Source organism: Cupriavidus sp. WKF15, assembly GCF_029278605.1.
In the GTDB taxonomy this organism is placed as follows: Bacteria; Pseudomonadota; Gammaproteobacteria; order Burkholderiales; family Burkholderiaceae; genus Cupriavidus.
The window spans coordinates 735,338-757,678 of the sequence record NZ_CP119572.1; the positions used below are offsets into that span (position 1 = coordinate 735,338).

The 22,341-nt window shown below is 67.0% G+C and carries 20 protein-coding genes; 12 read left to right on the plus strand and 8 right to left on the minus strand.

Features of this window, described 5'->3' with window-relative positions; genetic code table 11:
- Window positions 1-24 precede the first annotated feature (24 nt).
- Window positions 25-1,344: a sigma-54 dependent transcriptional regulator gene (locus CupriaWKF_RS03535; protein ID WP_276099652.1), complete on the minus strand. Its 1,320-nt coding sequence runs from the start codon at window positions 1,342-1,344 to the stop codon at window positions 25-27.
- Window positions 1,334-3,235: an ATP-binding protein gene (locus CupriaWKF_RS03540; protein ID WP_276099653.1), complete on the minus strand. Its 1,902-nt coding sequence runs from the start codon at window positions 3,233-3,235 to the stop codon at window positions 1,334-1,336. Before CupriaWKF_RS03540 ends, CupriaWKF_RS03535 begins: the two co-directional genes overlap by 11 nt.
- Window positions 3,236-3,473: 238 nt before the next feature.
- Between CupriaWKF_RS03540 and CupriaWKF_RS03545 the strand changes: the two genes are divergently transcribed.
- Window positions 3,474-3,692: an SDR family NAD(P)-dependent oxidoreductase gene (locus tag CupriaWKF_RS03545; protein WP_276099654.1), complete on the plus strand. Its 219-nt coding sequence runs from the start codon at window positions 3,474-3,476 to the stop codon at window positions 3,690-3,692.
- A gap of 119 nt (window positions 3,693-3,811) precedes the next feature.
- Here CupriaWKF_RS03545 and CupriaWKF_RS03550 read toward each other — a convergent pair whose 3' ends face one another.
- The 3 genes from CupriaWKF_RS03550 to CupriaWKF_RS03560 form a co-directional block, all read right to left on the minus strand.
- On the minus strand, window positions 3,812-4,150 hold the full coding sequence (locus tag CupriaWKF_RS03550) for a DUF5329 domain-containing protein (protein WP_276099655.1): 339 nt from the start codon (window positions 4,148-4,150) through the stop codon (window positions 3,812-3,814).
- A gap of 200 nt (window positions 4,151-4,350) precedes the next feature.
- Window positions 4,351-4,611, minus strand: a complete 261-nt coding sequence (locus tag CupriaWKF_RS03555; protein WP_276099656.1) for an XRE family transcriptional regulator — start codon at window positions 4,609-4,611, stop codon at window positions 4,351-4,353.
- Window positions 4,612-4,858: 247 nt separating this feature from the next.
- Window positions 4,859-5,578, minus strand: coding sequence for a Crp/Fnr family transcriptional regulator (locus CupriaWKF_RS03560; RefSeq protein ID WP_276099657.1), 720 nt, complete (start codon window positions 5,576-5,578; stop codon window positions 4,859-4,861).
- Window positions 5,579-5,878: 300 nt separating this feature from the next.
- On the opposite strand from CupriaWKF_RS03560, the gene CupriaWKF_RS03565 reads away from it, so the two are divergent.
- The 8 genes from CupriaWKF_RS03565 to cax all read left to right on the plus strand — a co-directional run bounded on the left by CupriaWKF_RS03565 (window position 5,879) and on the right by cax (window position 11,652).
- On the plus strand, window positions 5,879-6,163 hold the full coding sequence (locus tag CupriaWKF_RS03565; RefSeq protein WP_276099658.1) for a hypothetical protein: 285 nt from the start codon (window positions 5,879-5,881) through the stop codon (window positions 6,161-6,163).
- Between the two features lie 27 nt (window positions 6,164-6,190).
- A complete protein-coding gene (locus tag CupriaWKF_RS03570) occupies window positions 6,191-6,484 on the plus strand; it encodes a hypothetical protein (protein ID WP_276099659.1) in 294 nt (97 codons plus the stop codon).
- Window positions 6,485-6,625: 141 nt separating this feature from the next.
- Window positions 6,626-6,910, plus strand: a complete 285-nt coding sequence (locus tag CupriaWKF_RS03575) for a hypothetical protein (protein ID WP_276099660.1) — start codon at window positions 6,626-6,628, stop codon at window positions 6,908-6,910.
- 14 nt (window positions 6,911-6,924) lie between these two features.
- Window positions 6,925-8,085: a putative zinc-binding metallopeptidase gene (locus tag CupriaWKF_RS03580; RefSeq protein WP_276099661.1), complete on the plus strand. Its 1,161-nt coding sequence runs from the start codon at window positions 6,925-6,927 to the stop codon at window positions 8,083-8,085.
- Window positions 8,067-8,969, plus strand: a complete 903-nt coding sequence (locus CupriaWKF_RS03585; protein ID WP_276099662.1) for a transglutaminase family protein — start codon at window positions 8,067-8,069, stop codon at window positions 8,967-8,969. The genes CupriaWKF_RS03580 and CupriaWKF_RS03585 overlap by 19 nt, the downstream gene beginning before the upstream one ends.
- Before the next feature lie 246 nt (window positions 8,970-9,215).
- Window positions 9,216-9,920: a hypothetical protein gene (locus tag CupriaWKF_RS03590; RefSeq protein WP_276099663.1), complete on the plus strand. Its 705-nt coding sequence runs from the start codon at window positions 9,216-9,218 to the stop codon at window positions 9,918-9,920.
- 1 nt (window position 9,921) lies between these two features.
- Entirely contained in the window at window positions 9,922-10,566 is a 645-nt protein-coding gene (locus CupriaWKF_RS03595; protein ID WP_276099664.1) for a hypothetical protein, read from the plus strand.
- 15 nt (window positions 10,567-10,581) lie between these two features.
- Window positions 10,582-11,652, plus strand: a complete 1,071-nt coding sequence (cax, locus tag CupriaWKF_RS03600) for a calcium/proton exchanger (RefSeq protein ID WP_276099665.1) — start codon at window positions 10,582-10,584, stop codon at window positions 11,650-11,652.
- A gap of 222 nt (window positions 11,653-11,874) precedes the next feature.
- On the opposite strand, the gene CupriaWKF_RS03605 is transcribed toward cax, so the two are convergent.
- Both CupriaWKF_RS03605 and CupriaWKF_RS03610 read right to left on the minus strand, forming a co-directional pair.
- Entirely contained in the window at window positions 11,875-13,185 is a 1,311-nt protein-coding gene (locus CupriaWKF_RS03605) for a dicarboxylate/amino acid:cation symporter (protein ID WP_276099666.1), read from the minus strand.
- A 473-nt stretch (window positions 13,186-13,658) separates the two neighbouring features.
- Window positions 13,659-17,030 (minus strand): diguanylate cyclase, encoded by a 3,372-nt coding sequence (locus CupriaWKF_RS03610; protein WP_276099667.1) that lies wholly within the window; start codon window positions 17,028-17,030, stop codon window positions 13,659-13,661.
- A gap of 318 nt (window positions 17,031-17,348) precedes the next feature.
- Between CupriaWKF_RS03610 and CupriaWKF_RS03615 the strand changes: the two genes are divergently transcribed.
- Complete coding sequence (locus CupriaWKF_RS03615) at window positions 17,349-18,233, plus strand: c-type cytochrome (RefSeq protein WP_276099668.1); 885 nt, start codon at window positions 17,349-17,351, stop codon at window positions 18,231-18,233.
- A gap of 4 nt (window positions 18,234-18,237) precedes the next feature.
- Here CupriaWKF_RS03615 and CupriaWKF_RS03620 read toward each other — a convergent pair whose 3' ends face one another.
- The gene (locus CupriaWKF_RS03620) at window positions 18,238-19,344 is read right to left on the minus strand and encodes an acyltransferase (RefSeq protein ID WP_276099669.1); all 1,107 of its coding nucleotides are present in this window, start codon (window positions 19,342-19,344) and stop codon (window positions 18,238-18,240) included.
- A 209-nt stretch (window positions 19,345-19,553) separates the two neighbouring features.
- On the opposite strand from CupriaWKF_RS03620, the gene CupriaWKF_RS03625 reads away from it, so the two are divergent.
- Window positions 19,554-20,012 (plus strand): (2Fe-2S)-binding protein, encoded by a 459-nt coding sequence (locus CupriaWKF_RS03625; RefSeq protein ID WP_276099670.1) that lies wholly within the window; start codon window positions 19,554-19,556, stop codon window positions 20,010-20,012.
- Between the two features lie 14 nt (window positions 20,013-20,026).
- Window positions 20,027-22,291, plus strand: a complete 2,265-nt coding sequence (locus CupriaWKF_RS03630; protein WP_276099672.1) for a xanthine dehydrogenase family protein molybdopterin-binding subunit — start codon at window positions 20,027-20,029, stop codon at window positions 22,289-22,291.
- Window positions 22,292-22,341: the final 50 nt, after the last annotated feature.

Sequence of the window (22,341 nt, forward strand, 5' to 3'; positions counted from 1 at the left end):
TCCCGCCGCATTGCCGCTAGCGGGCTACAGGCCGTACTTGCGAGTCTTGTCGAACAACGTGGTTTTGGCGACGCCCAGCGCCTCGCTGGCGCGGCTGAGGTTGCCGTCGTGCCGGCGCAGCGCATCGGCGATCAGGGCGCGCTCGAACTGCTCCACCGCCTGGGCCAGCGGCAGCGCCTCCGGTGCGGTGGTGCCGCGGCCCGGATCGCAGCCAAGCCCCAGCACGTGGCGCTCGGCCAGGTTGCGCAGTTCGCGCACATTGCCGGGCCAGGGGTAGGCCACCAGCGTGGCCAGCTCGGCCGGGGTGGCCGGCACGGCGTCGCGCCCGAAGCGCAGCGCGGCCTGCGCCACGAAATGCTCGAACAGCAGCGGCACGTCTTCGCGCCGCTCCCGCAGCGCGGGCAGTTCCAGCGTGATCACGTTGAGGCGGTAATACAGGTCGGAACGGAACTGGCCAGCGTCCGACAGCGCGCGCAGGTCGGCCTTGGTGGCCGCGACCACGCGCGCGTCCACCGGCACGGGCTCGTTGGAGCCCAGGCGCTCCACCACGCGTTCCTGCAGCACGCGCAGCAGCTTGATCTGCAGCGGCATCGGCATGCTCTCGATCTCGTCGAGGAACAGTGTGCCGCCTTCGGCGTGTTCCACCTTGCCGATGCGGCGGCGCGCGGCGCCGGTGAAGGAGCCGGCCTCGTGGCCGAAGATCTCGCTTTCGAACAGCTGCTCGGGCAGGCCGCCGCAGTTGATGGCGACGAAGTTGCGCGCATGGCGCTGGCTGGCTTCGTGCAGGCAGCGCGCCACCAGTTCCTTGCCGGTGCCGGTCTCGCCGTGGATCAGTACGTTGGCCGCCGTGTCGGCCAGGTCCGCGATCAGCCGGCGCAGCCTTTCGATCGCGGGCGAGTGGCCGATCAGCCGGGCCTCGAGCTTGTCACGGCCGGCCAGGCGCTCGCGCAGCGACGCCACCTCCAGCGTCAGGCGGCGCTGTTCCAGCGCGCGGCGCGTGGCGTCCACCAGCTGCTCGGGCGAGAACGGCTTTTCCAGGAAATCATAGGCGCCTTGCTTCATCGCCTGCACGGCCAGGCCGACGTCGCCATGCCCCGTGATCATGATCACCGGCAGTGCCGGGTCGCGCGCGCGCAGTTGCGCGAGCAGGGCCATGCCGTCGATGCCGGGCAGGCGGATGTCGCTGATCACGATGCCGGGCCAGCCCGCCGCGGTCTCGCGCAGCGCGGCCTCGGCACTGGCCACGCCGCGCGTGGCAATGCCTTCCAGGCCAAGCGCCTGCTCGCAGCCCAGGCGCACGTCGGCATCGTCCTCGACGATCAGTACAGTCAGCTCAGCTGGCATGAGGGGCTTCCTGGCGGACCAGCGGCAGGACCAGCGTGAAGCACGCGCCGCCGTCCGGATGATTGGAGGCGGACAGGCTGCCGCCGCTTTCGTTGAGGATGCCTGCCGAGAGCGTGAGGCCCAGGCCCAGGCCCTCGCCGGCAGGCTTGGTCGTGAAGAACGGCTCGAACAGCCGCGAGAACGCTTCTTCCGACAGGCCGGGGCCGTTGTCGCGCACGGTCAGGTGCGCCGTGCCGCCGCTCACATGGGCATGCAGCGACACCATCGGCTGTTCGCGCCCCGATACGGCGTCAAGCGCGTTGCCGATCAGGTTGACCAGCACCTGCTCGAGCCGGTTCGGGTCGCAGGCCACCAGCAGCCCCGGCTCGATCTCGCGCTGCAGCCGCGGGTGCGCGGCCTCGACGCGGGTATCGAGCAGGAACAGCGCGTTGTCCACCGCCTGCGCCAGCTCGGCCTGGCGCAGGCCGTTGCCGGGCTTGCGCGCGAACGACTTGAGCGCGCCGGTGATGCGTCCCATCCGTTCCACCAGGCCGATGATCGTGCCGAGGTTGGCGCGCACCGTGTCATAGTCGCCGCGGTCGAGGAACTTGCCGGTATTGCCGGAAATCGTGCGCAGTGCCGCCAGCGGCTGGTTGAGTTCATGCGCGATGCCGGTCGACATCTGCCCCACCGCGGCCAGCTTGCCGGCCTGCAGCAGGCCGTCCTGGGCCTGGCGCAGCACGGCCTCGGTGCGGATGCGCTCGCTGACCTCGGCCTGCAGGCGCTGGTTGGTGGTCGACAGGTCGGCGGTGCGCTCCGCCACCTTGCGCTCCAGTTCGCTGTTGGCGGCTTCGAGCGCGGCGCGCGCGGCCAGCCGCTCGCCGATGATGCGCCGGCGCACGTTCCAGGCCGCGCCCAGCAGCAGCACGAACGCCGTCAGCACGCCGGCCAGCGCCGCGCTGTTGAGTGCCGCGACGCGCGCCTGCGAGGTATTGGACAGCAGCGTGAGGTGCCAGTCGGTGCCCGGCAGCGCGGCCTGCTGCGCGAGCATCGGCGGGCCCTGGCGCAGCCGCACCAGGCGGTCGCTGCCATTGCCATTGCCGAGCAGGCGCACTTCCGACAGCGGCAGTTGCGGCAGCGGCGCGCGGTTGTATTGCAGGCTGCGCGCGAGCCGCTCGCGTACATCGGGCGATAGCGGGTGCAGTGCCGCAAGTTTCCAGGATGGGTCCGAGGCCAGGATCACCACGCCGTTCTCGTCCGCGAGCAGCATCTGGCTGTCGGCGCCCTGCCAGCGGTTTTCCAGCGGCTCCAGGCCGATCTTGACCACGGCCACGCCGTCGGGGTTGTCGCGCTCGCCCAGCGGCGCGGACAGGTAGTAGCCCGACTCGCTGCGCGTGGTGCCCACGCCGTAGAAGCGGCCGAGCTGGCCTTCCATGGCGGTACGGAAGTACGGGCGGAAGCTCAGGTCCTCGCCCAGGTAGCTGTCGGGCCGCTGCCAGTTGCTCGTGGCCAGCACCTTGCCGCGCGCATCGAGCACATAGACCGCGCGGGTGCCGGCGCGCGTGTTGAGGGCGGACAGGTAGTCGTTGGCGCGCGCCGCCGCGGCGCTGTCGCCGGGCTGGCGCAAAAGCGTGCCGATGCGCTCGTCCAGCGTCAGCAGCCCCGGCACGTAGTCGTAGTGCGCCAGTTCGCTTTCCAGCGCCTGCGCGTACAGGCGCAGCTGCACCTGTCCGCGCTCGGCCTGCCGTGCCAGCGCGGTGTCATAGCTGAAGCGGTAGCCCAGCCACCCGGCCAGGCCGACCAGCACGGCCAGCGCCAGCAGCGCGAGCAGCGGCGCGGCGCCGCGCAGGGCGGGGGAGCGGGGGGCAGGGTGGCGGGCGGGGTCGTGGAACGGATCGGGCTGGCCGGTCATGAAGTGCTGGGTAAGGCTGCTGATATGCGGCGCCGCAAGGCTGGCGGGCGCCTACTTTTACCACACCGTGGAGACACAAAAACAAAAAAGGGAGGGGCTGGCCCAGGCTCCTGCCGGCGGCGCCATGTAGCGCTGCTTTGCGGCCCGCGGCCTTGCGGCGAACTTCCGAACCCACTGTGGCTCAGACCGTTATGGGCAGCAGCAGTCAGGCGTCGGCGTCGACGCATGGGGAGGGGCCATGAAACTGGCGGGCGAGACAGCGCTTGTGACTGGCAGTGCGAGTGGGATCGGCCGTGCCATCGCGTTGCGCTTTGCGCAGGAGGGTGCCAACGTTGTGCTGGCGGTACACCGTGTCGATGACCGCGCCGAACAGGCCTTGCAGGCGTGCGATCCACGGGACGCAGGGGATGGCTGGTGGCCGGCGACATCGGCCAGGTCGCGGATATCGGCCACATGATGGCGGGAGCGCTGGTATGCGGAGCAATGATGCCCGTCGTGGCCGGCTGACATTGCACGGTGCCTCGCGCGGCGCCTGAACGGTTGACTACTGGTCCCCAGCGCACCTGTGGGCGGCGTTCAGGGCCGCTTTGATGCCGCTCGCAGCGAATGCAACTGCGCCGTCAGCCACACTGCGCTTGGCTGTGCCGCCGCGTTGCCGCATTGAACCAGATAGGGCTTGCCGGAAAAGCTGCTCTTGCTACCGGCGAGTTCGATGAACTGTTCAGTGCTCACTAACGTGGTCCGGTCTTCGATGTAATGGAGCTTGGTGAGCAAATGGGATTTCGCTTCCGATGCCGTGTGCCACACGCCATTGCGGTTGAACCGGCACCCCGATGTTTCCAGGCGGGAAAGCAGTGATGTAATTTCCAACTGCACAGCGGGCCTGGCCTCGCCGGCCGCGACCATCGTGGCCATGCTCATGGCCAACGCAAACAGAGTATTGCGAACATGCAATGACACAGCACCCTCTCATTTTGGACGTAGCGCGGGCGTTACCTTGGCGTGCCGAACGAGTCCGATATTGAACCCAGATCGGTGACACGGCAAGCTACGAAAGTACCTTGGAAGCAGAGCCGGTCATTCGTGCTACGGCCTGTTGGGCTATTCGCCGGGAATTACCGCGGGGAGAAACTCAGGCGATCGTGCCAGGTGCGCAATTCCGCGGCGCGGAAGGATTGGAACTTCCCACCAAGCGCCAGGAGAAGATCGGATTGCGATGTCCCAAGCATGGTCGCAGCCTCGGAGATTGTCAGTCCGGTGACACGAATCCGGTTGGTGATGTCCTGCACAATTCCCGCCTTGACGGGGATCTCTTCGGCGTCCGCGAAGCCAAGCTGCGCATAAACATTGCTCTTTCCATATACGAAGCGAAACATGTGGACTCCTTTGCTTATCCCTCGACAACAACCCCTTTCTGCATTGGCTGATGGTGGGTGAGGCCGCGATTATTGCGGGAGGCCAATGTAAAGACAATCTCGGGGAAACACCGATCTGGTGCAGAGCCTCCTGGGCCCTGGCAGTCATCACAGTGACACAATGCGTGCGCCGTCACCGCATGGCACAGGCTGCCCGCCCCTCGATTCGAAGCCGCGCACTGAAATCGCGAGAACGCTTTCGGATCCCTCAGATCGCCTGCAAGTTGGGAAGGAGTCGGTCGAACTCCTGCTTGACGACGGTGTAGCACTCGCACACGCGAGCCTCCAGGCCAGCCCGGTCCAGCACGTCGATGCACCCGTGGTGATAATGGATCAGGCCTGCCTCCTGTAATTTCAGCGCTGCCTCGGTCACGCCTGCCCTGCGCACGCCCAGCATGTTGGCGATCAGCTCTTGCGTCATGCGAAGCTTATTGGTGGGCAAACGGTCCAGGCTCAGCAGGAGCCAGCGGCAAAGCTGCTGGTCAATGGAGTGATGCCGGTTACAGACAGCGGTCTGCGCCATCTGCGTAATCAGTGCCTGCGTATAGCGCAGGAGCAGCCGCTGCATTGGCCCGCCACGGTTGAACTCCGCTTTCATTGCCGCGCGGTCGAGCATGAAGCCCGCGCCCGCACTCTGCACGATCGCGCGGCTCGGCATGGTTTCTCCACCCATGAAGATGGCGATTCCGACGACGCCTTCGTTTCCTACGATGGCGATCTCGGCCGACGCGCCGTTCTCCATGACATAGAGCAACGACACGATCGACGTGGTGGGGAAAAAGGCATAGTCCAGGCGGTCGCCGGACTCGTAGATCGCGCTGCCCAGCGGAAGATCAACGGGCATCAGTTGTGCCGCCAGGCGAGACCATTCTGACTCTGGCAGAACGGACAAGAGATGATTCCCTCGCGGAGCGTCCAAGTGCAGCATATCTCGCTTCCCTTGTGCAATCGCGTGTCGATGGCGAAACGAGAAACAGGCCATGCAAGCATCGGGATTCCAATATATACCTTCGGCAAGAATGGATGGGTGCGTCACGCGCCCCTTGCCCAAGGTAATGTGGCCGATCGGATTCTTCGAACACGCAAAAATTGCACGACTTGCACGATAGCGTACCGACAGGTCGCAGGCGATCTCTTATTGTGGCTGCATCGATTCTGTCCTGTGACCGGGGCGTGGAGGTTGCGCACCGAACAAGACGCCGTGGATGCGCAGGAGATAGGGGGTTGTATGGCTATCCAGCATGCAGGTCACAGCGTGATTCTCTTCCCGGCGTTGAATGGCGGTTGGTGCTTTGCCGAGGTCGATGGCGCATCGGTCTATCGCTTTGGTCCCTTCGATTCCCATCAGGTCGCCGACGAACTCGTTTCGGTCCTGTTTCCCGAAGTGCCCAGGATCGAGCTCAGCGATTCATCCGAAGTTCTGGACGACAGCGCACTGATGATTCGCGGGAACGCGGAACGAATGACAAATAGCACGTGGTCGTCAGTCCGGGCTTCCCGCACGAACTCGTGATCGAAAGATCCCCAAATGAGGCATGTGATGCGAATCGAAGATGCAGAGGTGGTTGGCAGCGGCGGTCTTTCCAGCCAGTGGGCGAAACAGGCGGATAACGAGCGTATCAGCGCGGTCGCCGCGTTATTGATGCCGTTAAGCCAGGCGTTGGATGGCGGAGATCCCTGGCCGTGGGCCCGGCGGCTGCACGACGTTGCGAGCGGCCAGCAACTTTCGGATGAAGCCTGCGCGGCATTCTGCCAGCAATGGCTTCGCACCAGCGAACCCACCCTGGAAAACCTGTACGCCTTTGTCTATGGGATTGCCGAGGCCACTTGGTAGAGGGTTACGCAAGGTGCGGTAGAAACGAACGCCTTCAATGCTGCGGAGGTTCGCCGCGCGCCTGACGGATTGCGGTTCAAGTAATCCTGCATGCCCTGGCGCAAGAGCGTACAGTGAGAGCACGGTCCAACGGAGATGACAATGGACAATTCCCCGAGTGCCAACTACAAGGGCTTCGACCTTTATCCGCTGGTCTACCGCTATGATTCGCCCCGCGAGTGGCATGAGCGGCGGCCTGACCGCACCTACAGCGCTTCCGTCGTCATCTGCCGTGAAGGCGAGGAACCAACCGCTGCCAACGGCAAGGTCTTTGCCTTGGCCGCGGAACAATGGGAAAGCCTTGGCCTCGCGAAGCGCGCGGCGGTCAGGACGGGAGAGCAGATCATCGATGGCCTGGTCCCCGGCCAGAGCATGGGAGGCGTCTAGTATCGGACAACGCTTTGACCGACCTGCCTCTGCCTTCTGCGAAAGCCGCCCATGGCGTCGCGATCCCTCGCGCGTATCAGTGCATCTGCGGCCAGCAAGTCTTCTTCCGCAACAGCCGCTGCCTGGCATGCGAAGCGCCGCTTGGCTATGCGCCATCGCTGCGGGGCTTGTATCCGTTGGAAGCGGGGCCGGAACCGGACACCTGGCGGATCGTCGGCAATGACGCGGCAAGCGCGCTCCTGTACCGCCGCTGTGCCAACTTCACCACCGCCGCGTCCTGCAATTGGCTGATCGAGCCCGACGACGCGGCGCATCCGGACTTGTGCAAGGCTTGCCGGCTCAACCGCACCATTCCGGACCTGTCTTGCAGCGAGAACCTGCCGCTGTGGCAAAACCTGGAAAGGGCCAAGCGCCGGCTCGTGTCACAGCTCATCGGGCTTGGCTTGCCGGTCAAATCCAAGGTGGTGGAGGACCCTGACAGGGGACTTGCCTACGACTTCCTGCGTCGTTTGCCCGGACAGCCGCGTGTGCTGACAGGGCACGTGCGCGGCATCATCACCATCGACCTGGAAGAGGCCGACGACGTGTTTCGCGAGCGCGCCCGCGTCGCGATGCACGAGCCTTACCGAACGCTGCTCGGTCACTTCCGCCATGAGGTTGGCCACTACTACTGGTGGCGGCTGATCATGGGAAGCGACTGGCAGGATGCCGGCCGCCGCGTCTTCGGGGACGACCGGCAGGACTACGCCGCGGCACTGAAGCAAGGCTATCGGCATGGCCCGCCGGCCGATTGGGCGCAGCACTTCGTCAGTGCCTATGCGAGTGTCCACCCGTTCGAGGACTGGGCGGAAAGCTGGGCGCACTATCTCCATCTTCGCGACACGCTCGATACTGCTATCAGCTTCGGCATCGCGCCGATGCAGGTGGATAGCGAGTCCGAATCCTTCGGCGTACCTGACCTGTGGTGGACCGACGACCCCGGCGGGGACGCATTCCTGGAGATGCTGCACCGGTGGATTCAGATCACCGGCGTGATGAACGAGATGTCGCGCGCGATGGGCCAGCACGATTTCTATCCGTTCGTCCTGCCCCGGCGTGCCGTCGCCAAACTGCACTTCATCCATTGCGCAGTGTCGCGCCTGCCGGAGCTGCCGCAATGCAAGTGTCCGGTATGAGTCCCGCCTGCTCGCCCAAAGTGCGGATCGAGCTGCACGTCGATCTGGCGTACCACATCGATACCCCGGGCGGCGACTTCATCTTCAATATCCATCCCGCGCACACGCCATGCCAGTGGGTGTCGTCCGAGCACCTGTCGCTGAGCCAGGCCATCGAGGCTGAAATCCAGACCGATGCGCTGACGGGCAATCGATACATGCGGTTGCGCGGCCAGCCGGGGGAACTGGCGGTATCGTATCGGGCCACGGTCGACCTGCGGCACCATCAGGCCGATCCCGCTCAGTTGCAGGAGATCCCGATCCATCGGTTGCCACTGGAGGTGTTGGGCTATATCTATCCCAGCCGCTATTGCGAGTCCGACAAGTTATTGCGGCTGGCGATGGAAGAGTTTGGCAGCCTCCCCCAGGGCTATCGGCGCGTACAGGCCATCATGGCATGGGTGCAGCGGCAGATCACCTACACGGCGAACGCATCCAATGCGCGCACGTCGGCCGTCGAAACGCTGATCGAGCGTGCCGGCGTATGCCGTGATTTTTCGCACCTGATGATTGCGCTCTGCCGGGCCGTCAACATCCCGGCGCGGTTCACCACCGGCACGGATTACGGCGCCGACCCGTCGCTGGGTCCGCCCGATTTCCACGCCTATGTCGAAGTCTATGTCGGCGACCGCTGGTACATCGTCGATCCGTCCAGAACCGGCATTCCGATGGGGTTCGTACGGATCGGCACCGGCCGCGACGCCGCCGATGTGTCGTTCGCGACGATCTTTGGCGACGTCACGCCGATCTACGCGCCAATGGTTCATGCCATCGCCATCGACGAACCGGCGCAAGGCTTCGTGATGCCGTACCACACGGAGAAGGCCGTCTCGACTGGCAATTGATGAACCCGGTGCGCCGCACGGCTGGCGCGCAGCGCGGAGACTGGAAAATCCCTGGCCGGCTTGGCCCGCCAGCTACGCCAAAGCATCGGTCAAGGGCCGCCACAACCGCGCGGCGTCCGGGTTGCATTCGGGGGATCCCTGCCCTATGGTCATATGGCGAATCCGGCGGAATGTGACTTACGGCGGACGTCGGCTTGTCATGATGAGGCAAGGCGGACAGATAGGGGCACTAGCGGGGGGCTCTCCGTGGCAAATACACCCAAGACGAGCATCGGCGCAGGCACGCCAGCCGCGCCGGAAGGCGCAGAGATGCGAGAGCCGGTGCTGGACGTGGTGGACCGTGTATCCGAGATGTGCTTCGGCCTGTTCATGGCGCTCACTTTTGTGGGCGCGGTGGCGAGCGGCACGGGCGGGCCGAACGCCAGCCGCACCATGCTGCATGCCGCCCTGGGTTGCAACCTGGCCTGGGGGCTGGTCGACGCAGTCATGTTCCTGGTGCGCACGCTGGCAGGCCGCGGCCAGAGGCTCGCCCTCGCGCTGGCCGTCAGGAATGCGAAGGACCGTTCGGTGGCAACCGCTCTCATACGTGATGCCTTGCCACGGAAAATGAGGTCGCTGGTGACCGAGACGGAACTGGAAGCCGTGCGGGCGCGGCTCGCCGCCGACCCGACACTGCCGGCCCGTCCCCGCCTGAACCTGGGCGACCTGCTGGCGTCCGTGCGGATCTTCTGCATTGTCGTCCTGACCACGTTTCCGGTAGCGCTGCCGTTCGTGCTGGTGGCAGACGTGCGCCAGGCACTGCTGATCTCGCGCGTGCTGACGCTCGCCATGCTCTTTATCGCCGGATGGGCGCTGGGCCGCTACGCAGGCATTGGCGGGTGGGCCACCGGCCTGGGCATGATGGCGGGAGGGGCCGCCCTGACTGCAGCTGTCATTGCGCTGGGTGGCTGAGGTGCGTGCCGCGACCTTGCTGCTGGCCCTCACGCTTGCGGCGGCCGGCGCAAGCGCAGAGGAGCCGCCCCAGCCTGCACCGGATGCTGCCCCAATGCCTGCCAGCATGCCTTGGACGTTTTCGGCAACCGGCTACTGGAATATGCCGCGCGAGAGCGGTGACTATCTCAGCGGCATCTTCATTGCTGAAAAATCGCAACTCCACCTCGAGGCAAGAACCAACTACGAGGCGAAGCATTCGCAGTCGGCATTCATCGGCTGGTCATTCGCGGGGGGCGAAGCCATCCAGTTCAAGGCGACGCCTATCGTCGGATTCGTCTGGGGCTCGACACACGGTGTGATTGGCGGGCTCGAGGCCAGCGTGGCCATCAGCAAGTTCGACTACTACATCGAAGCCGAATACCTGGATCCGAACGGGGCAGAACCGGGATACCTCTATGCCTGGAGCGAACTGGGCTACCGCCCCGTCGAATGGCTGAGATTGGGCCTCGTCGCCCAGCGCACGCGGATTTACGGGGGCGACCGCGATCTCCAGCGGGGCGGCTTTTTCCAGGTCACGGTGCGCAAGGTCACCGCTGGTTTCTACTGGTTCAACCCTGGCTCGCACGAGCAGGTCGCGATCCTGTCGCTGGGTGTCAGCTTCTAGAGTAAGAGGCAAACCATGTGGATGAACTGGCTTCTTGTCTTTGTCCCGATTGCAATCGCCCTGGAGTTCCTGGCTCCCGACCATCACCTCCTGATATTTGCTGCCTCATCACTGGCCATCCTGCCCCTTGCCGGACGAATGAGCCACGCCACAGAGCAACTGGCGGAACGCATGGGCGAAGCTGTTGGCGGACTGCTCAATGCGACGTTCGGCAATGCGGCGGAACTGATCATCGCGCTGACTGCCTTGCGTGCCGGACTGTATCAGGTAGTAGAAGCGTCCATTGTCGGTTCCATCATCGGGAACCTGCTGCTGGTGTTTGGCGCCGCGATGCTCGCCGGGGGCATCCGCTATCCCGAACAGGCCTTCAATCCGCGTGGCGCTCGTTCCCAGGCGACCATGCTCATTCTGTCGGCCATCGCGCTGATTCTTCCGGCTGCCTTCGAAGCCGTCGAGGGCAAGTCGGCCGTGCTGGACCCTCTCAGCGTTTCGATCGCCATCGTCCTCCTTGTCGTCTACGCGCTGTACCTGGTGTTCTCGCTGGTTACGCACCCGGCGCTGTTCCGCAGCGCGCACGAAGCCGAAATGGCCATTCAGGAAGACACGGAGCACAAGGCACACGCATCCACGGGAGCGGCGCTTGCGATTCTGGCGGCAGCCACCGCGGCCGTTGCGTGGATGAGCGAGATCATGGTGGGTTCGCTCGCCCCCGTGATGCATGAATACGCGCTCAGCGATATTTTTGTCGGTGCCTTCGTGGTCGCGATCTTGGGCAATGCAGCCGAGCATGCATCGGCTATTACCGCGGCAATGAAGAATCGCATGGACCTGTCGTTTTCCATTGCGGTCGGCTCGAGCGTCCAGGTGGCGCTGTTCGTCGCGCCGGTGCTGGTGCTGGCAAGCCATTTCCTCGGTCCGGCGCCGATGGACCTCGCGTTCCGTCCGGCCCTTGTGCTGATTGTCATCCTGTCGGTGCTGGTCACGGCGCAGATGGCTAGCGATGGGCATGCGGATTGGTTTAAGGGTACGCAGTTGCTGGTTGTATATCTTGCGCTTGGGCTTACCTTCTTCTTTCTGCCGGGATAGGGATGGGGATGTTTGATGATGAGGGGGTTGTCGTGCTTGGCAGGCGCCGCTGTTTCGCCGGCGTAGCCGGCGAAACAGCGGCGCCTGCCAAGCACGACAACCTTCCGGACCAGAGACCCCCCCAAAAACCCCCACCCACATTCCACCAAAAAACCAAAAAAAAAGCCCGGCTGCCTGATCGGCAGCCGGGCTCCGGCGCGTGCCCTATCGAAACAGGGCGGCTTACTTGCCCGCCAGCACCTGGGCGGATGCCAGGGCAGGGGCGCTGTCCGCGACGGGTTCATCCTCGTCGGACGGCACGGGCGCGCCGATGGCGCCTTCGCTTTTGGCGACGACAGCCGTGGCAATCGCATTGCCCAGCACATTGGTCACGGTGCGACCCATGTCCAGTACGTGGTCGATGCCGAGCACCAGCAGGATGCCGGCTTCCGGCAGGCCGAACATCGGCAGCACGGCGGCCACCACCACCAGCGAGGCGCGCGGCACGCCGGCGATGCCCTTGCTGGTGACCAGCAGCACCAGCAGCATGGTGATCTGCTGGGTCAGCGACAGCTGGATGCCATACACCTGGGCCACGAACAGCGCCGCGAACGAGGTGTACATGATCGAGCCGTCCAGGTTGAACGAGTAGCCCAGCGGCAGCACGAAGTTGGTGATGCGCTCCTTGACGCCGAAATGCGTCAGCTGGTCGATGACCTTCGGGTAGGCCGATTCGCTGCTGGCCGTGGCGAAGCCGATCATCAGCGGCGCGCGCATCAGCCTGAGCAGGCGGAACACGTCGCGGCCCAGGAAGTAGTAGCCGCCCGCGATCAGCGCTACCCACAGCAGCGCCAGCGCCAGGTACAGGCTGCCCAGCAGCTTGGCGTAGACCACCAGCACGCCCAGGCCCTGCGCGGTGATGACGGCCGAGATGGCGCCGAACACGCCCACCGGCGCGAACGCCATCACGTAGTTGGTCACCTTCAGCATGACGTGGCCGAGGCCCTCGATGCCTTGCAGCACCGGCTTGCCCACGCCGTCCTTGACGGTGCCCAGCGCAAAGCCGAAGAACAGCGAGAACACCACGATCTGCAGGATCTCGTTGGTGGCCATGGCTTCGACGAAGCTCTTCGGGAACATGTGCGCGACAAAGTCACGCAGGTTCAGCGCGCCGGTCTTGAGGGTGGACGCGGCATCGGCCGCCGGCAGCGGCAGGTTCATGCCGTGGCCGGGAGTCAGCAGGTTGGCCATCAGCAGGCCGAGCAGCAGCGAGGTGATCGACGCGCCGATAAACCAGCCCATCGCCTTCATGCCGATGCGGCCGACGGCGCGGCCGTCGCCCATGCTGGCGATGCCGGCCACGAGCGTGGCAAATACCAGCGGTCCGATGATCATCTTGATCATCCGCAGGAACACGTCAGTGAGGATGGACAGGTGGTCCGCGATGGATTTGGCGGTGGCGGCGTCCGGCGACAGATTGTGCGCGGCGGTGCCGACCAGCACGCCAAGCAGCATCGCAATGAAGATCAGGGTGGGCAGTCGGTTCAGTTTCATCGTGGGTCAGGCCGTGCGTCCGGTGCCTCGCCCGCGGACGGGGAAGGAGCCGGACGGCTGTATTGCGGGATCGGCCGGGCCGGAACGCTGTGCCGCCGGCAAGGGCGGTGCGTCGCGCCGGCGCGGGCCGGGGACGTTAGCGGGGCAACAGGCGCCGCATTCGCGCCTGGGCGGCGCGGGCAGATTGATTGGCGGGTTCCGTCATATGTCTCCTCCTTGGTTTTTGGCGTTGGCCGGCACGTCGCGGGGACGGCCTGGCCTGCCTGTTGGCCCTGTCGGCGGCGCCATACATTGCACGAGACGTGCCAGGGCCGCATGCCTCGCAGTGCACGCTAAGCCGCTGAAAACAAAGGAGAAAAAATGTGATGCCGGCGCCAGTGTTCGGCCGTCCGGATGTTGGGTGCGGCAATCGTTCGGATTTCCGAACGATTGCCGTGGCATGCCGCGCGAGCGGGAGCCCGCGCTATGGACGTTCAGTCACTTGCCGGTGCCAGGTTCTCGCACTCGGCAAGGTAGGCATCGAGCGGAACCGGCCGCCCGATGGCATAGCCCTGGGCGTAGTCCACGCCGATCGCGCGCAGCGCGTTCAGCGTGCGCTCGTCCTCCACCCATTCGGCCACGGTCCGCACGCCGAGCCGGTGGCCGATATCGTTGATCGAGCTGACGATCTCGCGGTCGACCACGTTGTCGGCCAGGTTGCGGATAAAGCTGCCGTCGATCTTGAGGTAGTCCACCGGGAACTGCTTGAGATACGCGAATGACGACAGCCCGGAGCCGAAATCATCGAGCGCCACCGTGCAGCCGGCGCGCCGCATTTCCGTTACCACGCGGTTGGCGGCGGCCATGTTGTTGATCAGCGCGGTTTCCGTGATCTCGAGCCGGATACGGCTGGCGGGCAGGGCCGATCGCTCCAGCTCGGCATGCAGGAAGGGCAGCAGGAAGGGTTCGTCGAGCGAGTTGGCCGACAGGTTGACCGACACCGACAGGCCCGGCACGGCGCGCAGGCGCTCGCCGTACTCCCGCAGCACATGGCGGATGACCCAGCGGTCGACGTGCCCCATCAGGTCATAGCGCTCCGCGGCCGGAATGAAGGCGCCGGGCATGATCATCTCGCCGTGCTCGTCGACCATGCGCACCAGGATCTCGATATGGCGTTCCTCGCGGCCGTCGCCGGGCTGGTGCTGCAGCGCGCGGATCTCCTGCGCGAACAGCCGGAAGTGATTGCCTTCCAGCGCCGAGTGGATGCCCGCGGCCACCTCGAGTTCACGATGGTGGCGCCGCGCGTCGCTCTCGTCGCGGCGATACACCGACACGCGGCTGCGCCCGGCCGCCTTGGCGGCATAGCAGGCCACGTCGGCGCGGCTCATCAGTTCGCCGACCGGCGGCACGTCCTGGTCGATGGCGGCAATGCCGATGCTGGCGCCCACGTCGTACACGCGGCCGTCCCACGGGAAGCGCCGGCTGCGGATGGCGTCGATCACGCCCTGGCCGATGGCCTCGGCCTGGTCGACCGTGCAGTCCTTGAGCAGCAGCCCGAACTCGTCGCCGCCGAGCCGCGCCAGCAGGTCGTCGGGGCGCACATGGTTGCGGATCAGGTAGCCCAGCTCGCGCAGCAGGATGTCGCCGGCGGCGTGCCCGGCGGTGTCGTTGACGATCTTGAAGCGGTCCAGGTCGATGAAGCACAGCGCGGCGTGGTGGCCCTGCGTGCGCGCGGCCTCGCAGGCCTCGCGCAGCCGCTTTTCGAACCAGGTGCGGTTGGGCAGCCCGGTGAGCGCGTCGTGCATGGCCGAATGGGCCAGCTCGCGCTGCATCGCACGGGCCGTGGTGATGTCCTGGAACACCAGCACCGCGCCCAGCACATCGCCGGCCGCGGTGAGTACCGGGGCGGCGGAATCCTGCACGTCGTGGCGCTCGCCGGTCAGGCTCTGCAGCACCGCGCCCTCCTGCAGGTAAGCGGGCGTGAGCGTCTGCAGGCAGGCTTCGACCGGGCTGGGGATGGGCAGCCCGGTGAGTTCGTCGACGATGCGGAACACGCGTTCGAGCGGCAGGCCGCTCGCGCTGGCCATGGTCCAGCCCGTGAGTTGCTCGGCAATCGGGTTCATGAAGGTCACGCGCATGCCGGCGTCGGTGCAGATCACGGCGTCGCCGATGGACTGCAGCGTGATGTGCAGGCGTTCCTTCTCCTCGAACAGCGCCTCGGTCAGGCGGCGCTGCTCGGTGATGTCCCAGTTCGTGCCCACCAGCGCAAGCGCGGCGCCGTCGCCGTTGCGCGTGACATTGGCCATCGCGCGCACGTGGCGTACCTGGCCATCGGGCCAGACGATGCGGTATTCCGTGTCGAACGCCTTCTCGCCGCGGATGGCCTTGCGCATCTCGCCGTTCACGCGGGCCACGTCGTCGCGGTGGAGCATGGCGATCCACTGCGCGATCACCGGCGCGCCGTGCGCGGCATCGGTGCCGTGCAGCGCGTGCATGCGGGCATCCCAGGTAATGCCGGAACTGGTGAAATCCCATTCCCAGATGCCCACGCCACCGGCTTCCACCGCGAGCTGGGTGCGGCGCGACAGCTGCTCGAGCTGCTCCTGGGCGAGCTTGCGCGTGTGGATATCCTCGATCTGCGCGATGAAGTGCAGTGGGCTGCGGCTGTGCTGGTCGCGCACCAGGGACACCGCCAGCAAGGCCCAGCGGTACTCGCCGGCCTGGTGCAGGAAGCGCTTTTCCATGCGGTAGGACTCGATCTCGCCGTCCAGCAGCCGTTGCATCTGGCGCAGGTCGGCATCGAGGTCATCGGGGTGGGTGATGTCCTGGAAGCGCTGCTGGTACAGCTGTGCGGGGCTGTAGCCGAGCAGGTCCGTCAGCGCGCGGTTCACGGTCTGCCAGCGGCCGTCCAGCCCGGTCAGCGCCATGCCGATGGCCGAATGTTCCATGGCCAGGCGAAAGCGCTGGTCGCTGCTGTGCAGGCTGGCGCGGCCATGGCGGTTCTGGTCCGCCAGGTAGGCGATGCAGACCGGGAACACCATGATCAGGGCGGCCGACAGCGGCACCGACTGCTGCACCCCTGCCGCCACGGCGGCCAGTTCCATGGTCAGCGTGGCCAGCAGCGTCAGCAGCGCCGTGCCGAACGGGTTGGCGAACATGGCCGCCAGCACCAGTGGCAGCGACATGGCGACGAACGGATCATGGCCTTGCCACAGCGCGAGCGCGCCGATGGCCAGGCACAGGGCGAGCAGGCCGGCCTGCGGCAACAGCATGCGGCGCGCAAAGGTTGCGCGTGCGCGTGTGGCGTTGATGGTCAGCGCCAGCGGCAGCAGCACCACCATGCCAAGTGCGCCCGCCTGCCACCAGGCCCACCAGAGGCTTGCAAAGCGTGTGCCGGCCACCCAGGTCAGCGCCGCCGCGCCGGCCGTGGCGCCCAGCGCCGGCCCCAGCATGCAGGCCACGCCGAGCGTGAACGCGAAATTGCCGAGCGGGCCCAGGCGCTCCGCGCTGGCATGGGCGGAGACAAAGCGCAGCAGCCGTGCCGTCCATGCGACCTCGAACAGGTTCGCGGCGGCCAGCAGTACGGCCGCGTCCGGGCCGTCCAGGAACAGGCAGTTGGCGGCCAGGTTGGCGCAGAACATGCTGGCAAGCAGCCACGGCGCCTCGGCGCGCGGCCGATGCAGCAGCAGGCACAGGCAAAAGGCGTTGGGCAACCACAGCGTGGCCACGCTGCCGGGCAGGCGCGCCAGCCAGATGCCGAACGCGGCCAGGGCGAAATAGCCCATGCCGCAGATCAGCATGGGCAGCCAGCGGCGCAGCGGTGCGCCAACGGAGGGAGCGGCCGTATCGACCGTATCGGGCGTCATGGACGGTTCTGGCAGGCAGGAACGTGGGTTCAACGTTGCCAGGGCGTAGCGGGCCCCAGCGTAGCGCCACTGTATCGGTTCGGAATCGGAGGCAGGTCGGAGATAGCAGGCAGGTACCGTGCCTGTTGCCACTGGTGCTGTCGCGCTTTTTTTGGTATGGCGCCGCCACCGGCGGAGGACGTCATGGCGATGGCCCCGGTCATGGTCGCGCGGCCCCGGCCAAGTGTGCCTTTCCCCACAGACACCGCGATGCCTGCCGCTTCAAGCTGAACTGTCCGCGCCGCATGGGCGGTGCGATGTCCGCACGGAGGAAGCAGCATGGCTCGTTATCTGCGTGTGGCGGCGTGGTCGCTGGCCGGCTTGGTCGTGGCCGCGGCCGGGGTCGTCTATGGCGCCATGCTGATCGGCGACCAGAAGGCCGGGCGCACCATTGACGTCAAGGTGGCGCCGGTGGCCTATCGCGACGATGCCGCCAGCGTAGCGCTTGGCAAGTACCTGTTCGAATCGCGCGGCTGCATGGAGTGCCACGGCGCCGCGGCCGGCGGGCGCCAGGTGTTCGACGACCCGGGCGGGCTGCAGGTGCGCGCGCCCGACCTGACGCGCGGCAACGCTGAGATCGCCCATTACCAGCCGATCGACTGGGTCCGCAGCATCCGCCATGGCATCGCGCCATCGGGCCGGCCGCTGCTGGTCATGCCCAGCGAAGACTACAACCGGCTCAGCGACGATGACCTGGCCGCGCTGGTGGCGTACCTGCGCAGCCTGCCCCCGGGCCTTGGCGCGCCCGCCGACATCCGCATGCCGTGGTTCGTGCGCGCGATGTATGGCGCGGGCTTGATCCGCGACGCGGCTTCCAAGATCGACCACAAGCTGCCGCCGTCGCCGGCGATCGTGCCCTCGGTGACGGCGCAGTACGGCGGCTACGTGGCCAATGCCTGCCAGGGCTGCCACCGCGCCGACCTGCGCGGCGGCAAGATCCCCGGTGCCCCGCCTGACTGGCCACCCGCGGCGGACCTGCGGCCCGTTGCGGGGGGCGCGATGGCGCGCTACGACCGTGCCGCCGCCTTCATCGCCATGATGCGCAGCGGCAAGCGGCCCGACGGGTCGGCCATCAGCACCGTGATGCCGTTCGATTCCTTCGGCCGCATGAACGACACCGACCTGACCGCGCTTTACCTGTACCTGGCCAGCCGGCGGAGCTGAGCCGTCAACCTTGCCGGCGGGCCAGGCGCCGGCCGGCGGCGATGCCCGGCAGCTCCACCCAGCGGTGCAGCAGCATCGCCAGCAGCAGCGCCAGCACGGCGTCGATGGCGAATCGCGCGAGCTGCAGCGCGTACTGGTCCGGGGCCAGTTCGGGCATCAGCCGCTTGACGCCCTCGATCACGGTAGGGTGGACCAGGTATAGGGCGTACGATAGCTCGCCCAGCCATACCAGCGTGCGCGGCACGCGCAGCAGGCCGCAGTGCTCGGCGGCGACCGCGCCCGCCAGCAGCGCGGCGGCGGGCAGCCCGCGCCCCGCCAGGCTGAACTCGGGCCCGACCAGCGGCAGCGAGGCCAGGAACCAGGCGGTGCCCGCGACCAGCATCGCCCACGCCGCGCCGCGCGTCAGCAGGTGGCGCCAGCGCGCATAGGCCCATGCCAGCAGGCAGCCGAGCAGGAACTCCAGCACCAGCGGATTGCTCGCCATCGCCACCCACGGCCACGCGAACGGATAGCCCTGCGCGGGATCCATGACGGGCGCGCCGAAGCGCCACCACGGCAGCGCCAGCGTGAACCCGGCGAACAGCGCCAGCACCACCCACAGCGCGCGCCGGCCCGCCAGCCATAGCCCGAGCGCGAAGGCGCCGTAGAAGGCCATCTCGTAGTTGAGCGACCAGCCCACGTACAGCGCGGGATAGCCGTAGTAGGGCGCATGGTCCGTACTGGTGGGCACGAAGGCCAGCGACAACGCGAACACCGCCGGCGTGACCGGGTTCAGCAGCAGCGCGTGGATGACCGACATGGTCCAGTACGGCGGCGCCAGCCGGCAGCAGCGGCGGATCACGAAGCTGGCCGGCGTTTCGGGCCGCGGCCGTGCCAGCACCGCGACCCACGCGATGATGAAGCCGCTGATGACGAAGAACACATCGACGCCGACATGGCCGCGCTTGATGAGGTTGGCGGTGATCCACGCGAGCACGGGCGTCTGTCCGGTGCCCAGCGTCAGGCCGGAGTGGTACAGCACGACATACGCCGCGGCCAGTCCGCGCAGGGCCTGGATGCTGTCGAGTGTCGCGACGGCGCGTTCGCGGGATTCTGGAATAGTCGGAGTCACTGTTGCTGTGGCGGCGGGCGGACGCCCCTGATTTCCTGACTGACCTCACCCGGCTGCACAAAGTTCGTGCATGACGCGCGCGCGTCACGCCCCTGCCGGCAAGGTGACCGGAATTGCACTATGCTCATTTGTCCGCGGCGGCCGGTCAATGGCCGTGGGCGCGGCGTGTGAACAAGACTACGGGCAACGTACCCAAGGAGTGTCCCCCCATGACAACTCTCAATATCAACGGCAAGGCGCAGGAAGTCGACGTGGATCCGTCCACGCCGCTGCTGTGGGCCTTGCGCGACAACCTTGACCTGACCGGGACCAAGTTCGGCTGCGGCATGGCCGCGTGTGGCGCCTGCACGGTCCATATCAACGGCCAGGCCACGCGCAGCTGCGTGACGCCGGTCTCGGCAGCGGCCGGGGCGCGCATCACCACCATCGAGGGCGTGAATGCCGACAAGGTCGGCCGCGCCGTACTCGACGCCTGGATCAAGCATGACGTGGCCCAGTGCGGCTACTGCCAGAACGGGCAGGTGATGAGCGCGGTGGGACTGCTGCGCAACAAGCCCCGGCCCACCGATGCCGACATCGACCAGGCCATGGCCGGCAACCTGTGCCGCTGCGGCACCTACCAGCGCATCCGGGCCGCGATCAAGGACGCGGCCCGCGCGCTGGCCTGAGCGGAGGCCCTGACATGCGTATTCGTGGACTCGAGGCCCTGGCCGGCGCAAGCACGGCGCAGGGCGGCAATGCCGACGGCAGCGGCGCTGCCGGCGTGGCAACGCTGGATCGCCGCAGCTTCCTCAAGCTGAGCGGCCTGGCCGGCGGCGGCCTGGCACTGGGCATGGTGCCCGTGGCGCAGGCCCAGGAGGGCGGCGCACCGAAGGCGCCCCCATCGGCGCCGCAGGCGTTCCTGGTGATCGCGCCGGACAACACGGTGACGATCGCGGTGAACCGGCTGGAATTCGGCCAGGGCGTGCACACCGCGCTGCCCATGGCGCTGGCCGAAGAGCTGGACGTCGACTGGCGCAACGTGCGCGCCGCGCTGGCCCCCGCCGGCGATCCGTACAAGGACCCCGGCTTCGGCATGCAGATGACTGGCGGCTCGACTGCCATCAACCATTCGTTCCAGCAGTACCGCGAACTGGGCGCCCGTGCCCGCGCCATGCTGGTCGCCGCGGCGGCGCGGCAATGGCAGGTCGATCCCGCCAGCTGCAAGGTCGAGCAGGGCGTGGTGAGCTCGGGCAGCCGGCGTGCCACCTTCGGCGAACTGGCGCCCGCGGCCATGGAGATGCCGGTGCCGCAGCAGGTGCACCTGAAGGACCCGTCGCAGTTCCGGCTGGTGGGCAAGCCGACGCCGCGGCTCGATGCGCGCGGCAAGCTCGAAGGCAAGCCCGCGTTCGGCATCGATACGCGCGTGAAGGACATGATGGTGGCCGTGGTGGCGCGTCCGCCGCGTTTCGGCGGCAAGGTCAAGTCGTTCAACGCCGACAAGGCGCGCGCGATCAAGGGCGTGAGCGACGTGATGCTGGTGCCGGTGGACCGTGGCGGCACCGGCGTGGCCGTGGTGGCCAACGGCTACTGGCCGGCCAGGCAGGCGCGCGAGGCGCTGCAGATCGAATGGGAAGACACCGGCTCGAAGGTGTCGTCGCAGGCGCTGTTCGATGAGTACGCGAAGCTGGCCGCCCAGCCCGGCATCGTGGCGCGCGCCGGGGAGGGCGATATTGCCGCGGCCGTGAACGGCGCGCCGCGCAAGATCGAAGCCGAGTACCGCTTCCCCTATCTCGCCCATGCGCCGATGGAGCCGCTGAACTGCACGCTGCAGCCCGAGGTGGCCGGCAAAAAGGTGCAGGCGGTCAAGGTGTGGGTCGGTTCCCAGTTCCAGACCGTGGATCAGGCGGCCGTGGCCCGCGTGCTCGAACTGCGCCCGGACCAGGTCACCCTCAACACCATGATGGCGGGCGGCGGCTTCGGCCGCCGCGCGGTGCCCACCTCCGACTACCTGGTGGAAGCGGCCAACGTGCTGCGCGCCTGGGTCGCCAACGGCCACACCGAACCCCTCAAGGTGGTCTGGAGCCGCGAGGACGACATCCGCGGCGGCTACTACCGTCCGCTGCATGTGCACCGCGCGCGCATCGGCCTGGACGCGCACGGCAAGGTGGTGGGCTGGCAGCACGCCATCGTCGGCCAGTCGATCCTGAAGGGCACGCCGTTCGAGCCGTTCATGGTCAAGAATGGCGTCGACGCGACCATGACCGAAGGCCTGCTCGAGAACGACTACAACCTGCCGATGCAGCTTTCGGTACACCACCCGCAGGTGGACGTGCCGGTGCTGTGGTGGCGCTCGGTCGGCAACACGCACACCGCCTACGTCAAGGAAACGCTCGTGGACGAAATGGCCGCGGCGGCCAGGCAGGATCCGGTGGCCTACCGCCTGGCGCGGCTGGACGAGAGCAAGCACGCGCGCCATCGGGCCGCATTGCAGCTGGCGGTGGAAAAGTCCGGCTACGGCAAGCGCAAGCTGCCCAAGGGGCACGCGTGGGGCGTGGCGGTGCACGAGTCGTTCAACTCGGTGGTGGCCCATGTGGCCGAGGTCTCGCTGGTCAAGGGCGAGCCGCGCGTGCACCGCGTCACCGCCGGCGTGCACGCCAACCGCGTGGTCAACCCGTTGTCGGCCGAGGCGCAGATCCAGGGCGCCTGCATCTTCGGGCTGGCGATGACGCGGCCCGGGTTTGCCATCGAGATCGAGAACGGCGCGGTGAAGAACAGCAACTTCCCCGACTACCCGCCGCCGCGGATCACCGACGCGCCCGTGGTCGACGTGTTCTTCGTGCCCTCGCAGGACCCGCCCACCGGCCTGGGCGAACCAGGCGTGCCGCCGATTGCCCCGGCGGTCGCCAATGCGCTGTTCGTGCTGACGGGCAAGCGGCAGCGCCAGTTGCCGTTCGTGCTGGCCTGACCGGCCGGTGCGCCGGAGGTGCATGCCGCCTCCGGCGCTATCATGGCGGC

Bases quoted from the DNA above. Each gene is read 5' to 3' on its own strand.
- CupriaWKF_RS03615 (WP_276099668.1), top strand. From the start codon at position 17,349: ATGGCTCGTTATCTGCGTGTGGCGGCGTGGTCGCTGGCCGGCTTGGTC.
- CupriaWKF_RS03630 (WP_276099672.1), top strand. From the start codon at position 20,027: ATGCGTATTCGTGGACTCGAGGCCCTGGCCGGCGCAAGCACGGCGCAG.
- CupriaWKF_RS03555 (WP_276099656.1), bottom strand. From the start codon at position 4,611: ATGTTTCGCTTCGTATATGGAAAGAGCAATGTTTATGCGCAGCTTGGC.
- CupriaWKF_RS03625 (WP_276099670.1), top strand. From the start codon at position 19,554: ATGACAACTCTCAATATCAACGGCAAGGCGCAGGAAGTCGACGTGGAT.
- CupriaWKF_RS03545 (WP_276099654.1), top strand. From the start codon at position 3,474: ATGAAACTGGCGGGCGAGACAGCGCTTGTGACTGGCAGTGCGAGTGGG.
- CupriaWKF_RS03550 (WP_276099655.1), bottom strand. From the start codon at position 4,150: ATGGCCACGATGGTCGCGGCCGGCGAGGCCAGGCCCGCTGTGCAGTTG.
- CupriaWKF_RS03560 (WP_276099657.1), bottom strand. From the start codon at position 5,578: ATGCTGCACTTGGACGCTCCGCGAGGGAATCATCTCTTGTCCGTTCTG.
- CupriaWKF_RS03565 (WP_276099658.1), top strand. From the start codon at position 5,879: ATGGCTATCCAGCATGCAGGTCACAGCGTGATTCTCTTCCCGGCGTTG.
- CupriaWKF_RS03540 (WP_276099653.1), bottom strand. From the start codon at position 3,235: ATGACCGGCCAGCCCGATCCGTTCCACGACCCCGCCCGCCACCCTGCC.
- CupriaWKF_RS03570 (WP_276099659.1), top strand. From the start codon at position 6,191: ATGCGAATCGAAGATGCAGAGGTGGTTGGCAGCGGCGGTCTTTCCAGC.
- CupriaWKF_RS03605 (WP_276099666.1), bottom strand. From the start codon at position 13,185: ATGAAACTGAACCGACTGCCCACCCTGATCTTCATTGCGATGCTGCTT.
- cax (WP_276099665.1), top strand. From the start codon at position 10,582: ATGTGGATGAACTGGCTTCTTGTCTTTGTCCCGATTGCAATCGCCCTG.
- CupriaWKF_RS03610 (WP_276099667.1), bottom strand. From the start codon at position 17,030: ATGACGCCCGATACGGTCGATACGGCCGCTCCCTCCGTTGGCGCACCG.
- CupriaWKF_RS03535 (WP_276099652.1), bottom strand. From the start codon at position 1,344: ATGCCAGCTGAGCTGACTGTACTGATCGTCGAGGACGATGCCGACGTG.
- CupriaWKF_RS03575 (WP_276099660.1), top strand. From the start codon at position 6,626: ATGGACAATTCCCCGAGTGCCAACTACAAGGGCTTCGACCTTTATCCG.
- CupriaWKF_RS03585 (WP_276099662.1), top strand. From the start codon at position 8,067: ATGCAAGTGTCCGGTATGAGTCCCGCCTGCTCGCCCAAAGTGCGGATC.